The 13,314-nt window shown below is 69.4% G+C and carries 14 protein-coding genes and 2 tRNA genes; 12 read left to right on the top strand and 4 right to left on the bottom strand.

What is annotated here, in order from left to right; all coding sequences use genetic code 11:
* Positions 1-2: 2 nt before the first annotated feature.
* The 5 genes from LR269_RS03090 to LR269_RS03070 all read left to right on the top strand — a co-directional run bounded on the left by LR269_RS03090 (position 3) and on the right by LR269_RS03070 (position 1,672).
* Positions 3-407, top strand: coding sequence for a DUF3566 domain-containing protein (locus LR269_RS03090; protein WP_231429237.1), 405 nt, complete (start codon positions 3-5; stop codon positions 405-407).
* A 64-nt stretch (positions 408-471) separates the two neighbouring features.
* Positions 472-545, top strand: a tRNA-Ile gene (locus LR269_RS03085).
* Positions 546-587: 42 nt separating this feature from the next.
* Positions 588-660, top strand: a tRNA-Ala gene (locus tag LR269_RS03080).
* A 120-nt stretch (positions 661-780) separates the two neighbouring features.
* A complete protein-coding gene (locus tag LR269_RS03075; RefSeq protein WP_231429236.1) occupies positions 781-1,170 on the top strand; it encodes a hypothetical protein in 390 nt (129 codons plus the stop codon).
* Between the two features lie 58 nt (positions 1,171-1,228).
* Positions 1,229-1,672: an NUDIX hydrolase gene (locus LR269_RS03070; protein ID WP_231429235.1), complete on the top strand. Its 444-nt coding sequence runs from the start codon at positions 1,229-1,231 to the stop codon at positions 1,670-1,672.
* A gap of 225 nt (positions 1,673-1,897) precedes the next feature.
* Here LR269_RS03070 and LR269_RS03065 read toward each other — a convergent pair whose 3' ends face one another.
* Both LR269_RS03065 and LR269_RS03060 read right to left on the bottom strand, forming a co-directional pair.
* Entirely contained in the window at positions 1,898-2,143 is a 246-nt protein-coding gene (locus LR269_RS03065) for a hypothetical protein (RefSeq protein WP_231429234.1), read from the bottom strand.
* Positions 2,144-2,630: 487 nt separating this feature from the next.
* The gene (locus LR269_RS03060) at positions 2,631-3,332 is read right to left on the bottom strand and encodes a TetR/AcrR family transcriptional regulator (RefSeq protein WP_231429233.1); all 702 of its coding nucleotides are present in this window, start codon (positions 3,330-3,332) and stop codon (positions 2,631-2,633) included.
* Positions 3,333-3,526: 194 nt separating this feature from the next.
* Between LR269_RS03060 and LR269_RS03055 the strand changes: the two genes are divergently transcribed.
* The 5 genes from LR269_RS03055 to LR269_RS03035 are packed head-to-tail and all read left to right on the top strand — an operon-like array spanning position 3,527 to position 10,540.
* On the top strand, positions 3,527-5,233 hold the full coding sequence (locus LR269_RS03055; protein ID WP_231429232.1) for an amidohydrolase: 1,707 nt from the start codon (positions 3,527-3,529) through the stop codon (positions 5,231-5,233).
* Positions 5,234-5,252: 19 nt separating this feature from the next.
* A complete protein-coding gene (locus LR269_RS03050; RefSeq protein ID WP_231429231.1) occupies positions 5,253-6,902 on the top strand; it encodes an ABC transporter substrate-binding protein in 1,650 nt (549 codons plus the stop codon).
* A complete protein-coding gene (locus tag LR269_RS03045) occupies positions 6,889-7,923 on the top strand; it encodes an ABC transporter permease (protein WP_255679813.1) in 1,035 nt (344 codons plus the stop codon). Before LR269_RS03050 ends, LR269_RS03045 begins: the two co-directional genes overlap by 14 nt.
* On the top strand, positions 7,920-8,786 hold the full coding sequence (locus LR269_RS03040; protein WP_231429230.1) for an ABC transporter permease: 867 nt from the start codon (positions 7,920-7,922) through the stop codon (positions 8,784-8,786). The genes LR269_RS03045 and LR269_RS03040 overlap by 4 nt, the downstream gene beginning before the upstream one ends.
* The gene (locus LR269_RS03035) at positions 8,783-10,540 is read left to right on the top strand and encodes an ABC transporter ATP-binding protein (RefSeq protein ID WP_231429229.1); all 1,758 of its coding nucleotides are present in this window, start codon (positions 8,783-8,785) and stop codon (positions 10,538-10,540) included. The genes LR269_RS03040 and LR269_RS03035 overlap by 4 nt, the downstream gene beginning before the upstream one ends.
* 89 nt (positions 10,541-10,629) lie before the next feature.
* Here the strand turns inward: LR269_RS03035 and LR269_RS03030 are convergent, their stop codons facing one another.
* On the bottom strand, positions 10,630-11,145 hold the full coding sequence (locus tag LR269_RS03030) for a hypothetical protein (RefSeq protein WP_231429228.1): 516 nt from the start codon (positions 11,143-11,145) through the stop codon (positions 10,630-10,632).
* A 120-nt stretch (positions 11,146-11,265) separates the two neighbouring features.
* Here LR269_RS03030 and LR269_RS03025 point away from each other — a divergent pair, with 120 nt between their 5' ends.
* Positions 11,266-11,811 (top strand): peptidylprolyl isomerase, encoded by a 546-nt coding sequence (locus LR269_RS03025; RefSeq protein ID WP_231429227.1) that lies wholly within the window; start codon positions 11,266-11,268, stop codon positions 11,809-11,811.
* Between the two features lie 7 nt (positions 11,812-11,818).
* Positions 11,819-12,694, top strand: coding sequence for a rhomboid family intramembrane serine protease (locus tag LR269_RS03020; RefSeq protein ID WP_231429226.1), 876 nt, complete (start codon positions 11,819-11,821; stop codon positions 12,692-12,694).
* Between the two features lie 319 nt (positions 12,695-13,013).
* On the opposite strand, the gene LR269_RS03015 is transcribed toward LR269_RS03020, so the two are convergent.
* Positions 13,014-13,256 (bottom strand): cell division protein CrgA, encoded by a 243-nt coding sequence (locus LR269_RS03015; protein WP_231429225.1) that lies wholly within the window; start codon positions 13,254-13,256, stop codon positions 13,014-13,016.
* Positions 13,257-13,314: the final 58 nt, after the last annotated feature.

Genomic DNA, 13,314 nt, shown 5'->3' with positions numbered 1-13,314 from the left:
CTATGAGTAGCGTCGCCGAGAAGCTGGCCCGCAAGTCGAGCAAGCGCCCGCCGGCCAAGCAGGTGCGCCTGCGGCTCGTCTACATCGACTTCTGGTCGGCGGTGAAGCTGTCGTTCCTGGTCGCCGTGTGCCTCGCGGTCGTGTCGATCGTGGCGACCTTCCTCATCTGGACGGTGCTGAACTCGACCGACGTCTTCGACAAGCTCAACGAGCTCGTGAAGGACGTGGCGGGCACGGGCGGCGACCTGTCGTCGGTGCTGTCGCTCGGCAACGTCATGGGCTTCGCGATCGTCGCGTCGCTCCTGAACCTCGTCGTGACGACCGCCCTCGGTGCGATTCTCGCGGTGCTCTACAACCTCAGCGTGAAGATCACGGGCGGAATCCTGGTCGGCTTCACGAACAACTGAGCCGGCTTCGGCTCGATTCGGACTTTCGCCCGGAGTCGGGTAGTCTGTCCTTCGGCCGAAATTCGGGGATATAGCTCAGGCGGTTAGAGCGCTTCGCTGATAACGAAGAGGTCCGAGGTTCAAGTCCTCGTATCCCCACTCCACAACTCCACATCGCAGGTGCCGTACGGCACCTGCCCGGGGGCCTTAGCTCAGTTGGTAGAGCGCCTGCTTTGCAAGCAGGATGTCAGGAGTTCGATTCTCCTAGGCTCCACCCTCGCTCCGCCGAATCGGCGTGATTTCCACCCGCCGTCAAGACGCCGACTCCGGTAGCCTTGAGCCAAACGAGATCGGCGATCCCGGCTCGTCTCGATCACAGCGAAAGGCGACCGCGATGAACATGTGGAGCAACTTCTGGGACATCTTCAGCGGGCTCTTCGGCGTCTTCGTCTTCGTGGCGTACCTCGCGGTGCTGCTGACCATCATCCTCGACCTCTTCCGTGACCCGAAGCTCGCCGGCTGGGCGAAGGCGGTCTGGCTGATCTTCCTCGTCTTCGTGCCCTTCCTCACGGCACTCGTGTACGTCATCGCCCGTGGCCGCGGGCTCGCCCAGCGTGAGCGGGCGAAGCGCGGACTCGAGCAGGAGTACATCGACGACCGGGGCAACGTCTCGCAGGCGAGCGTCACTCCCGAGGTCGCGAAGGCGCAGGGACTGGGCGGCGATCCGACCGTCAGCCGCTCGTCGTTCGACTCCGTGCAGAACGACTCGATGATCCAGAGCTGAGGCCGGGCTCGGCGACACCGGTCGAGCGCGTCGCCGACCGCCCGGGTAGGGTGACCGAATGGACATCCGCATCGCCGCGTACGCCGTGATCATCCGCGACGGCGAGATCCTGCTCTCGCACTGGAACGAGCACGGTCGCTCGGGCTGGGCCCTCCCCGGCGGCGGCATCGAGGGCGACGAGCACCCGGTCGTGGCCGCACGGCGCGAGGTGGCGGAGGAGACCGGCTACGAGGCATCCATCGATCGCCTGCTCGGCATCGACACGATGGTCGTTCCTGCGGCGAAGCGGCACACGGGCGCAGTACCGCTCTACGCGATGCGCGTCGTCTACCGGGGGCGCGTCGTCGGCGGTGAGTTGCGCAACGAGGTCGGCGGATCGAGCGACGAGGCACGCTGGGTGCGACTCGACGAGATTCGACGGCTCAAGCGCGTGAGCCTCGTCGACATCGCGCTGCGCCTGAACGACGCCGAACCCGCCGACGGGGTGCCGCCGACATCGTGATCCGGCATCCGCAGTCCGGGAGGGCTCTGGGGTCAGGCCGTCGGCCGCGCCGGCACGACATCGACGTTCCGGCCGAGGCCGAACCGCCGGTGACGCGCCGGCGCGGTGGTGCCGGACCGCTCGGCTGAGACCTCCCGGCCGGGCGAATGGGGGGACGGCGCCGCCGCGAGGGCGACGGCGCCGTCCGCTGGGGTGATCATCGTGCTGGCCATGGGTATCGGCCGATCACAGGTGGGGGGCGATGAGGGCGACCCGCTGGAGGTCGCCGCCACGGACCCGGTGCGCGAGGCGCGTGTTCTGCTGTCGCAGCATCACGGCGTCGTGCGAGAGGCGCTCGCTCTGACGGCGGCTCCACGCGATGAGCGCGAGGCCGGCCCGCAGGGCGATGCGCTCGTTGAGTCGGCGCGCCTGGGCGCGCATCTCGGTGGCCTGTCGCTGCGACTGGCCGAGTGCGAGAGAACTGGTGTTCACGGTGTGTCCTTCATTCAGGGTGTTGGGAGGGTGCACCGGTCGGTGCGGAGAGCGTCGCCGCGGTCGCGGCGACGTCGTCGAGGGGTGATGCGGCGACGGCGGAAACGCTGTTCCGGTCACCGGGAGGCGGCGAAGGCCGCGGACCGACGAGGTGGCGGCGAGGCATCCGAGCGTCGGTCGCCCGATGCGTCGGGCATGACGGATGCTGCGGACAAGCCGCGGCTCGCACCTCGAAGGTGGCTGGCGAACGCGCTTCAGCGCGTGACGCCGGGGCGGAGAACTAGCAGGCCGGAGCGGTGAGGAGGATCACCGAGCGGCCGGCCGTGAATGCTGGCGTGAAGATGTACTTCATCATCGGGATCAACTCCTCTCTTCGTCTCCGGTGCGATTCGCACCGAGATCAGACACTAGCGGGGAACTCACGCCGACCGCAAGGCGTTTTCTCAGATTTCTCGGAAATCAGTGCAGGCCCTGAGCCCGGGTCGCGTCAGGCGAGGTCGGCGGCGGTGCGCTCGGCCGACTGGATCACGGCCTCGACACCGAGCATGAACAGCTCGCGGTCTTCCAGGTCGAGCAGTCGCGTGTTGATCGAGGTGATGAGCGGGTAGCGTCGCGGGTCGGCGAGCAGCGGCCCTTCGAACCAGGGACTCGGCGCGTCGTCGGCGATGCCGTGCTCGCGCTGCTCGCCGCGGGCCCGCGCGATGCCGGCGGCGCTCGAGAGCATGTGCGACGCGAGCAGCGCGTAGTGGCGAACGAGGTCGTCGCCGGTGAGCCCCGCACGACTGAAGCAGTCGAGCATGAACTCGATCGCGTCGAGCTCGCCGGTGCCGTGCGTCGTGAGCACGGTCGCCTCGACGCCGACCGGAGGATGGCCGGCGATCTGCTCGAGCGTGCTCGCCGCCAACTGCCGGAGCCTGCCGCGCCAGTCGTCGGCGTCGGCGGTCACCGCGAGGAGACTGCGCCGGGTGAGTTCGTCGAGCAGCGCCTGCATGAGTTGGTCTTTGTTGCGGAAGTGGCGGTAGATGGCGGTCGGGTCGGCACCGAGGTGCGCTCCGAGCTCGCGCACCGAGAGCGAGGTCGTCGAGGCGGCGGCGAGTTCGAGACCGGCCGCGATGATCGAATCGCGATCGAGCCTGGTCTTGCCGCTCGAGCCGGAGGCGTCGCGCCGTCGCGTGGTGCTCGTCGGCATCTGGGCTCCCTTCGGCTGCTGTGCCATTCATGCTGCCACGCCCGCGACCCCTGTGTCGCGAAGACCTCGCGAGCGTGGCAGCCCGCCCAGCATAACAATCGGATCAATCGTGCTGTCAACACTGTTGACAGCACGAAGGAGCCCGGGCTAATGTCACCACGTCCGACGCATTCGATGAGGAACGAGGGGCCGAGTTGCCTGTTGCCGACGTGCTGTTCACCGGCGGAGCCGTGTTCACCGGAACGGGGGAGCCCCTGCACGGGCACGCCGTCGCCGTGACGGGCGGCCGCATCGCCGCGATCGTGCCCGAGAACGAGGCATCCGCCCTCGTCGGCGAGGGCACGCGCGTCGTCGAGCTGGGCGGTGCCCTGCTCAGCCCGGGCTTCCAGGACGCGCACATCCACCCGGTCGGCGGCGGCGTCGAGCTGCTGCAGTGCAACCTGACCGAGGCCGAGAGCGCCGGCGAGGCCGTCGCGACGATCGCCGCCTACGCCGCGGCCAACCCCGATGAGCCGTGGATCCTCGGCGGCGGCTGGTCGATGGACCACTTCCCGGGCGGCGCGCCCGTGCGGGGGCTGCTCGACGCGATCGTGCCCGACCGGCCCGTGCTGCTCGTCAGCCGCGACCACCACAGCGCATGGGCGAACACCCTCGCCATGCGACTCGCCGGCATCGACGCCGAGACCGCCGACCCCGTCGACGGGCGGGTCGAGCGCGAGAACGACGGGCACCCTGCCGGCACCTTCCACGAAGGTGCCGCCGACCTGTTCTCCGACGTCCGGCCGGGCACCGACCCCGAGCTCGTCTACCGGGGGCTCCTGCGTGCGCAGGACGAGCTCATCGCGCTCGGCATCACCGGCTGGCAGGACGCCCTCATCGGAACGATGAGCGGCGTGCCCGACGCGCTCGACGCCTACCTGCGGGCGATCGACGAAGGCACGCTCAAGGTGCACGTCGTCGGCGCCCAGTGGTGGGAGCGCTCGCGCGGCATCGAGCAGGTCGACGAGATGATCCGCCTTCGTGAGGAGATCCGCGCCCGCGGCCACGAGGAGCGGTTCTCGCTCGCCACCACGAAGATCATGGTCGACGGCGTGGCCGAGAACCAGACCGCCGCGATGCTCACGCCCTACCGCGACGGCCACGGCCACGACACGCACAACCACGGGCTCTCGTTCGTCGACCCGGAGCTGCTCGCCGAGGCCGTCACCGCGCTCGACGCCGCCGGGCAGCAGGTGCACTTCCACGCCCTCGGCGACCGTGCGGTGCGCGAGGCGCTCGACGCGGTGGCGGCGGCACGCCAAGCGAACGGGCCGAGCGACGGCCGGCACCACCTCGCGCACCTGCAGATCGTGGCCGAGGCAGAGACCGCCCGGTTCGCCGAGCTCGACGCGATCGCGAACATCCAGGCGCTCTGGGCGACCCACGAGGACCAGATCGACGAGCTCACCCTGCCCTTCCTGCAGGAAGGCCAGGAGGCGCGCCAGTACCCGTTCGGCGAGCTCGTCGCGCGCGGGGCACGACTCGCGGGCGGCAGCGACTGGCCCGTGTCGACGGCCGACCCGATGGCCGAGATCCACATCGCCGTCACGCGCGTCGCCCCCGGCATCGACGCCGAACCGCTCGGCGGTGCGCACCAACGGCTCGACCTCGCGACCGCGCTGGCCGCGTACACGTCGGGGACCGCGTACGTGAACCACCGCGACCACGACACCGGGCACATCCGCGAGGGCTACCTCGCGAACCTCGTCGTGCTCGAACCCGATCCCTTCACCGTTCCCGCCGAGGACCTCCACCGCACCACGGTGGCCTCGACGTGGATCGAGGGCGAACCGGTCTACTCCCGACAGGCCGATGCCCTGCCCGGCACCACCCCTTCCACCGAACCGTCCCTCACCGCCTGACCCCGAGGAGGCCCCTCCGATGTCCAACTTCCGAACCCCCGCCGGCCGGCGCAGCGTCGCGCTCGTCGCCGGCGCCGCGGCAGCGCTCCTGGCGCTGACCGGCTGCACCGCCGACTCATCCGACGAGGAGCCCACCGGCGCCGACTGGGAGATCACCGACACGACGCCGGCGCCGTCGGGCGACATCGACTCGTTCAGCTGGGCCAGCTACGCCGAGCCGTACTCGCTCGACTACGCCTACGCGTTCGACTACGCCGACAACCAGGTGCTGTCGAACGTCTGCGAGTCGCTGCTGCGGCTCAACCCCGACTACACGCTCTCGCCGGGCCTCGCCGAGTCGTACGAGCAGACGAGCGACCTCACGTGGGTCTACAAGATCCGCGAGGGCGTCACCTTCCACGACGGCAGCCCGCTGACGGCGGCCGACGTCGTCGCGTCGATGAACCGCATCATCGACCCGGCGGTCGGCTCGTCGTGGTACTCGGTGTACCAGAACGTCGCATCGATCGAGCAGACGGGCGACATGGAGGTCACCGTCACGACGACGATTCCCGACTCGCAGTTCAACCAGGGCCTCGGCGGCTCGGCCGGCGTCATCGAATCGGCGAAGACGCTCGGCGAGAAGGGCGCCGACTACGGCAACTCGACCGGCCTGGTGAACTGCACGGGTCCCTTCGAGATCAGCGAGTGGAAGTCGGGCGAGTCGATCACGCTCAGCCGCTACGACGACTACTGGGACGACTCGCTGAAGGCGAAGGCCGGCGAGGTCGAGATCGTCTTCATGAACGACTCGACCGCGCGCACGAACGCGCTCAAGTCGGGCGACGTCGACGGCGGCTACATGCTGCCGGTCGACGCGATCGACCAGCTGCGCGACTCCGACAACGGCGATGTGTACTTCGGCCTCACCTCGGCGGTGTCGAGCCTCATCGTCTCGAACCTCGAGGGACCGCTCGGCGACCAGCGCGTGCGCCAGGCCCTGCTCATGGCGCTCGACCGCGAGGGCATCCTGGATGCCGCGGCGAAGGGCTATGGCGAGGTGACGAATGCGCTGACCACCGAATCGGTCTGGACCGGTGCGACGGACGCGACTCGCGACGAGGCGTTCAGTGGGCTCGAGGAGTACCCGAACGACCTCGAGGCCGCCAAGAAGCTCGTCGAGGAGGCGGGGGCGACCGGTGAGAAGATCACCTTCGCGACTGCGCCGATCGGCAACGACTTCAATGTGATCTCGCAGGCGACGGTCGCGGCCGCGCAGTCGATCGGCCTCGAGGCCGAGATCGAGACGGTCACGCCGAACGCCTACACCGCGCTCTTCAGCGACCCGAGCGCTCGCGAGGGCATCGACATGTTCTACACGGTCTGGTACCTCTCGAGCCCCGACCCGCTGGAGATGTACGGCGTGCTGCGCACCGGTGAGTTCAGCAACTACGGCAACTGGTCCGACCCCGAGTACGACGAGATCGCCACGCAGGCGGTCGGCACGTTCGACTCGGAGGAGCGTGCGAAGCTCACGAGCGAGCTGCAGCACATCGCGAACGAGCAGCTGCCGTGGCTGCCGCTCTACACCGGACCGATGACGATGTTCATGAGCGACCGCATCACCGGCGCCTCGCCGTCGATCGCGTTCCTGTACTACCCGTGGGCGGCGACCATTGGCGCTCGATAGTTCCACCAAGGCGGTCGCCGCGCAGCGCGCGGCGGCCGCCGGCCCCCACCGCGGCGGCCACGCCGCCGCCACCGTGCGTCGCGTCGCGGGCAAGCTCGGCAGCCTTGCGCTGACGCTCTTCCTCGCGTCGCTGCTCGTGTTCTTCTCGCGGTTCCTCGTGCCGGGCGACCCGGTGAGCTTCCTGCTTCGCGGCCGCAAGCCGAGCCCCGAGGCGATCGCCCAGGTCACGGCGCAGTACGGCCTCGACCTGCCGCCGTGGCAGCAGTACCTGAACTGGCTGTTCGGCGCCCTGCAGGGCGACTGGGGGCGTTCGCTGCAGTACCGCCAGGACGTCTCCACCGTGATCGGGGAGCGCCTGCCCGTGACGCTCATGCTCGTCGTCATGGCGGGCATCCTCATCGCGATCGTGGGCCTCAGCGCCGGCATCGTCGCGTCGCTCAACAAGGGCAGGGTGCTCGACCGGGCGACGCTCATCGGCCTGACCGTGCTCAGCGCGATCCCCTCGTTCGTCGGTTCGATCGTGCTCATCGCGGTGTTCGCCGTGCAGCTCGGATGGTTCCCCACGTTCGGATCGGGCGAGGGGTTCGCCGACACCGTGTACCACCTCGTGCTGCCCTCGATCGCACTCGCGATCGTCTTCGTCGTGCTCGTCGGCAAGGTCACCCGTTCGTCGATGGTCGAGCAGCTCGGCCGCGAGCACGTCGAGGTCGCCACGAGCCGCGGGCTCAAGCGCGGAACCGTCATCCGCCGGCACGTCTTCCGCAACTCGCTCGGACCGATCCTCACCGTGAGCGGCATCCTCGTCGCCGGCCTGATCGTGGCCTCGACGATCGTCGAGGCGGCGTTCGGCATCGCCGGCATCGGTTCCCTGCTCGTGGCCTCGGTCGACCGCCTCGACTTCCCGGTCGTGCAGGCGATCGTGATGCTCGTCGTGACCACCTTCGTCGTCGTGAACGCGATCATCGACATCGCCGAACCCCTCATCGACCCGCGATCCGCGGCAGGAGCCAGTGCCAGATGACCGTCTCGAACAACACCCTCGCCGTCGAGGTGATGCGGGCCCCGAAGCTGAAGCCCGCGAACGCGACCTTCGGCATCGCCATCGGCGTCATCTCGGTGATGACCCTCGCCGCGATCTTCGCGCCGTTCATCGCGCCGTACCCGCCCGACCAGCTCGACTTCGCCGCGGTCAACGCGCCGCCGAGCCCCGAGCACTGGCTCGGCACCGACGGCCTCGGCCGTGACCTCCTGAGCCGGCTCATCTTCGGCGCTCGCACCGCGCTGCTCGGCCCGCTGCTCGTCGTCATCGGGTCGACCGTCGTCGGCATGCTGCTCGGCCTCATCGCCGGATGGCGCGGCGGTTGGATCGACGCGGTGCTCGGCCGCATCTTCGACGTGCTCTTCGCCTTCCCGTCGCTGCTGCTCGCGATCATGGCGGTGGCGCTCTTCGGCAAGGGCCTCGTCGCCCCGGTCATCGCGATGAGCATCGCGTATGCACCGTTCGTCGCCCGGCTCACACGTGCGCTCATCAAGGCCGAGCGCACCCGACCCTACGTCGCGGCCTACCGCGTGCAGGGCTTCAGCGGCCCCTGGATCGCGCTGCGCCGCGTGCTGCCGAACGTGACCCCGATCGTGGGCGCGCAGTCGACCCTGAACTTCGGGTACGTGCTCGCCGAGCTCGCCGGCCTGTCGTTCCTCGGCCTCGGCGTGCAACCGCCGACACCCGACTGGGGCGCCATGATCAACGAGGCCCAGGCGGGCATCGTCGGCGGCCACTTCCTGCCCGCGCTCGAGCCGGCCGTCTGCGTCGTGCTCGTCGTCGTGGCGTTCAACATCATCGGAGAAGAGCTCTCCGACCGCATCGGAGGCGAGATCCCCGCATGAGCCTGCTCGACATCTCCGACCTGACGCTCGACCTGCCGAACGGCACCAGGCTGCTCGACGGGATCTCGCTCGGCGTCGAAGCCGGTGAGACCGTCGGCCTCGTGGGCGAGTCGGGCTCGGGCAAGTCGCTCACGGCGCGCACCGTGCTCGGCCTGACCCCCGACGGGTCGGCCCTCGGCGGGCGCGTGCTCGTCGACGGCCGCGACCTCGTGGCCGCCGGCAGGCGCGACGTGCTCGACGTGCGCCGCCACGCGGCTGCGATGATCTTCCAGGACCCCCGCGCCGGCATCAACCCGATGCGCACCATCGGCGACCACATGACCGAGACGCTTCGCCTGTGCGAGGGCAAGTCCGAGTCGGAGGCGAGGGCGCGCGCGATCGAGCTGCTCACCGCCGTGCGACTGCCTCGCCCCGAGGACCACCTCAAGCAGTACCCGCACGAGTTCTCGGGCGGCATGCTGCAGCGCGTCATGATCGCCGGTGCGCTCACGAGCTCGCCGAAGCTGCTCGTGTGCGACGAGCCGACCACCGCCCTCGACGTGACCACGCAGGCCGAGATCATCCGCGTGCTCGTCGAGCAGCGGGCGAGCCGGGGCATGGGCATGCTCTTCATCACCCACGACCTGAACCTCGCGGCGTCGATCTGCGATCGCGTCGTCGTCATGAACAAGGGTCGCGTCGAGGAGACGGGTGACGCGCGACGGGTGTTCAGCGCACCGCAGGCGGACTACACGAAGCGGCTCGTCGCCGCGACCCCCACGGTCACCGGGTCCGCCGGGCCGGTCATCGAGATCCGGGATGCCTCGGCGCCCGCGACCTCGCCCGTCGACGCCCCCGGGGGTGACGCGGCAGGTCCGGTTCCCGAGCCGGTCGCGGCTCCGACGCCGCTCGAGCGCCCGGACGAGGCATCCGCCATCACCGTGGCCGCGGCGCCAGCGGACGACGAGCCGATACTCGCCGTGGCGGGGGTCTCGAAGACGTACCACCTGCGGGGCAAGCCGCCGGTGCACGCGGTCGCGTCGACCGACCTGCGACTCGCCCGCGGGCGAGCGCTCGCGGTCGTCGGCGAGTCGGGCTCGGGCAAGTCGACGCTCGCGCGCATGATCGTCGGCCTCGAAGAGCCCGACACCGGTGAGATCAGGGTCGCCGGTCGCGACCGCACGATCGTGCCGAAGTCGCGGCAGGAGCGCATCGCGCACGCGCGCAGCGTGCAGATGGTGTTCCAGGACCCGTACCTCTCGTTGGATCCGCGGATCACGGCGGGCCGCGCCATCGAAGACGCGCTGCGGCTGCACACCGAGCTGTCGACGACCGGCGCCCGTGCCCGGGTGGTCGAACTGCTGGAGCAGGTGGGTCTCGGGGCGCAGCACGCGCAGGCGCGTCCGCGCACGCTCTCGGGCGGCCAGCGCCAGCGCGTGGCGATCGCGCGCGCGCTCGCGATCGAGCCCGACGTGCTCGTCATGGACGAGGCGACGAGCGCGCTCGACGTGTCGGTGCAGGCGCAGGTGCTCGACCTCGTCGCACGCATCCGCGAGGAGCGCGGCCTCACGCTGCTGTTCATCAGCCACGACCTCGCCGTCGTACGCCGAGTCTGCGAGGAGACCGTCGTCATGCGCTACGGAGAGATCGTCGAGCGCGGCAGCACCGTCGAACTCCTCGCCGCACCGCAGCACCCCTACACGCAGCTGCTCATCGACTCGGTGCCGAAGCCCGAATGGGCGCCGGAGCCGCGACGCGCCGAGGCATCCGCCTGATCTCTTGCGGTCGGTCACCGTGGTGACCCGCCCCCGTCATGCGAAACGGCCCCGCTCGTGCGGGGCCGTTTCGTCGTGCGGTGCCGGGCTCAGCCCTGGCTCGTGGGACCGCTCGGCTCGTCGTCGGCGACCCAGAGCTCGTCGTCGGCGCGGAAGGTCTGCCAGACGGCATAGGCGACGCCCGCGGCGGCCACCACGCCGGCGCCGATCGCGAGCCAGGTGCCGACGCCAGGGCCCTTCTTCTGCTCGACCACGACGGCCGCCCGCGGCGAGACGCGCTCGAGGGCGCGTCGCACGCGAGCGTCGTTGGCGATGTCGCCGATCGACAGGACCGAGCCCAGGGCGGTGCCGAGCCCGCGCTCGACCGAGTCGCCGGCCGACCTGGCGTAGCGGCCCGCCTGCTGGACTCCGGGTCGGACGTAGCTCTCGTACCCGGTGCGCACCCGCGGAACGACCTCTTCGCGGGTCAGGTGCCCGAGCTGTCGGCTGGCCTCGCGAGCGACGGCATTGGCGTGCTCGAGCACGTGCTGCTGGTTCCCCCAGAGTTCCTCCGCACTGCTGCGCAGCCGCTTGAGTTCCTTCCGGCGCTTGCGTGACAGGCTCATCTCGACCTCCATCGTCAGTACAGCGAACGTTTCCATCTTGCCACCGAACCGGCTGGAAACGGGGTGGGAGTCGCAATACGGCATGCCGCTTGACGAACCTGCGCATGACAGAATATGAGGATGCCGATTCACACCGCCGTCGCGACGATCAACACCAACCACGGCCCCATCAAGGTCGACCTCTACGGAGACCACGCCCCGAAGACCGTCAAGAACTTCGTCGGCCTCGCCACGGGTGAGATCGAGTGGACGCATCCGGCCACCGGCCAGAAGACGACCGACCCGCTCTACGACGGGGTCATCTTCCACCGCATCATCCCCGGCTTCATGATCCAGGGCGGCGACCCGCTCGGTCAGGGCGTCGGCGGCCCCGGCTACCAGTTCGACGACGAGATCAACCCCGAGCTCGACTTCACCGAGCCCTACGTGCTCGCCATGGCGAACGCCGGCCGCGACCGCATCACGGGCGGCGGCACCAACGGCTCGCAGTTCTTCATCACCGTCGGCCCGACCACCTGGCTGCAGGGCAAGCACACCATCTTCGGCAAGGTGACCGACGCGGCCAGCCAGGCCGTCGTCGACAAGCTCGCCTCGGTCGCCACCGACGGCCGCGACAAGCCCCTCGACGACGTCGTCATCGAGAACATCACCGTCGAACAGGTCTGATCCAGCGGTGAGCACCGTGCCTTCGGCCGGCTCCGGGGCGGCCGATCGGTCGAACTTCTGCTATCGGCACCCCGATCGGCAGAGCTACGTGCTGTGCCAGCGCTGCGGTCGCACCATCTGCCCCGAATGCATGACGCAGGGCGCCGTCGGCGTCATCTGCCCCGAGTGCATGCGCGAGCAGCGCGCGAGCGCGCCCCGCACCAAGCCGGCCGTGCTCACGCGCGCTCGTGCTGCGGCGGGCCGCGGAGCGCCCATCGTGACGTATGCCCTCATCGGCATCACGCTCGCCGTCTACGTGCTGCAGCTCATTCCGGGGCTCGCCGTCACTGAACGCCTGCTCTACGCCGGCGTGTACTCGATACCCGGCAACCTCGAGCCCTGGCGCATGCTGACCTCGGTCTTCGTGCACTCGACCGGGCTCATCTTCCACGTGCTGCTGAACATGTACACGTTGTGGATCTTCGGCCAGTTGCTCGAGGGGTTGCTCGGCCGCTGGCGGTTCCTCGCCCTCTACCTGATCGCCGGGCTCGGCGGCTCGGTCGGCGTGCTCTGGCTCTCCGACCCGCGCGTCGGCGTCGTCGGCGCCTCCGGCGCCATCTTCGGGCTCATGGGCGCGTTCCTGGTCATCCAGCGCCGGCTCGGCGGGCAGACGACGCAGCTGTTCATCCTGCTCGGCATCAACCTCGTGATCGGGTTCGTGCCCGGATTCAACGTCGCCTGGCAGGCCCACCTCGGCGGACTCGTGACCGGCGCCCTCGTCGGCCTCATCTACGTGGAGACGCGCAAGCGGTCGCAGCAGACGCTGCAGGTGTGGCTGCTGATCGCGCTCGTCGTCGTGCTGCTCGTGCTCAGCCTGCGTTACGTCTTCTTCCCGGTCTTCTGACTCGACGCCGCGGTCTTCGTGCCGCGCTCGCGTTGAACCCCCTCGCGGTTATCCACAATTCTCTCCACAGCTGTTGAGAGTTACACGTGTGTAATTGTCCGCACTTCAGTGGACGGGCGGACTTCGGAGATCTCCACATCTGTGGATAACCGTGGGAAACCTGTGGACAGTGCTGAGGATGAGCGGTGGACGGCATGTGGGAAACGGCCCACCACGCGGAGTCGCTCCTGACTGGCGCCGCAGCGCCCCGGGGCCGCACCGACATGCGGAAAGGGCGGATGCCGAAGCATCCGCCCTTTCCGGTCGCAGCGAGCCGGCGTCAGCGCCAGCGGGTGGTCATGAGGAAGCCGACGAAGGCGATGCCGAAGCCGATGAGGATGTTCCACGAGCCGAGATCGGCGATGGGGAAGCGGCCCTGGCTGACGTAGAACACGATGATCCAGGCGAGCCCGAGCAGCATGAAGCCGAACATGACGGGCTTGAACCACACCGGGTTCGGTGCCTCCTCGCCGTTCGCCGCGGCCTCGGCGCGCGCCGGCTTCGTTGATTTCGTACGTGCCATGGGCTGATTCTAGCCGAGGCGCATGCATGCTCGCAGCGAGCTCACGTCCTGGCGGAAT

The sequence above is a fragment of the Agromyces sp. S2-1-8 genome, from assembly GCF_021129215.1.
GTDB lineage: Bacteria > Actinomycetota > Actinomycetes > Actinomycetales > Microbacteriaceae > Agromyces > Agromyces chromiiresistens.
The sequence above is the reverse complement of the archived record's forward strand: the minus strand, read 5'-3'. Positions and strand labels throughout refer to the sequence as shown.

Bases quoted from the DNA above. Each gene is read 5' to 3' on its own strand.
- LR269_RS03090 (WP_231429237.1), top strand. From the start codon at position 3: ATGAGTAGCGTCGCCGAGAAGCTGGCCCGCAAGTCGAGCAAGCGCCCG.
- LR269_RS03075 (WP_231429236.1), top strand. From the start codon at position 781: ATGAACATGTGGAGCAACTTCTGGGACATCTTCAGCGGGCTCTTCGGC.
- LR269_RS03070 (WP_231429235.1), top strand. From the start codon at position 1,229: ATGGACATCCGCATCGCCGCGTACGCCGTGATCATCCGCGACGGCGAG.
- LR269_RS03060 (WP_231429233.1), bottom strand. From the start codon at position 3,332: ATGCCGACGAGCACCACGCGACGGCGCGACGCCTCCGGCTCGAGCGGC.
- LR269_RS03050 (WP_231429231.1), top strand. From the start codon at position 5,253: ATGTCCAACTTCCGAACCCCCGCCGGCCGGCGCAGCGTCGCGCTCGTC.
- LR269_RS03040 (WP_231429230.1), top strand. From the start codon at position 7,920: ATGACCGTCTCGAACAACACCCTCGCCGTCGAGGTGATGCGGGCCCCG.
- LR269_RS03035 (WP_231429229.1), top strand. From the start codon at position 8,783: ATGAGCCTGCTCGACATCTCCGACCTGACGCTCGACCTGCCGAACGGC.
- LR269_RS03030 (WP_231429228.1), bottom strand. From the start codon at position 11,145: ATGAGCCTGTCACGCAAGCGCCGGAAGGAACTCAAGCGGCTGCGCAGC.
- LR269_RS03025 (WP_231429227.1), top strand. From the start codon at position 11,266: ATGCCGATTCACACCGCCGTCGCGACGATCAACACCAACCACGGCCCC.
- LR269_RS03015 (WP_231429225.1), bottom strand. From the start codon at position 13,256: ATGGCACGTACGAAATCAACGAAGCCGGCGCGCGCCGAGGCCGCGGCG.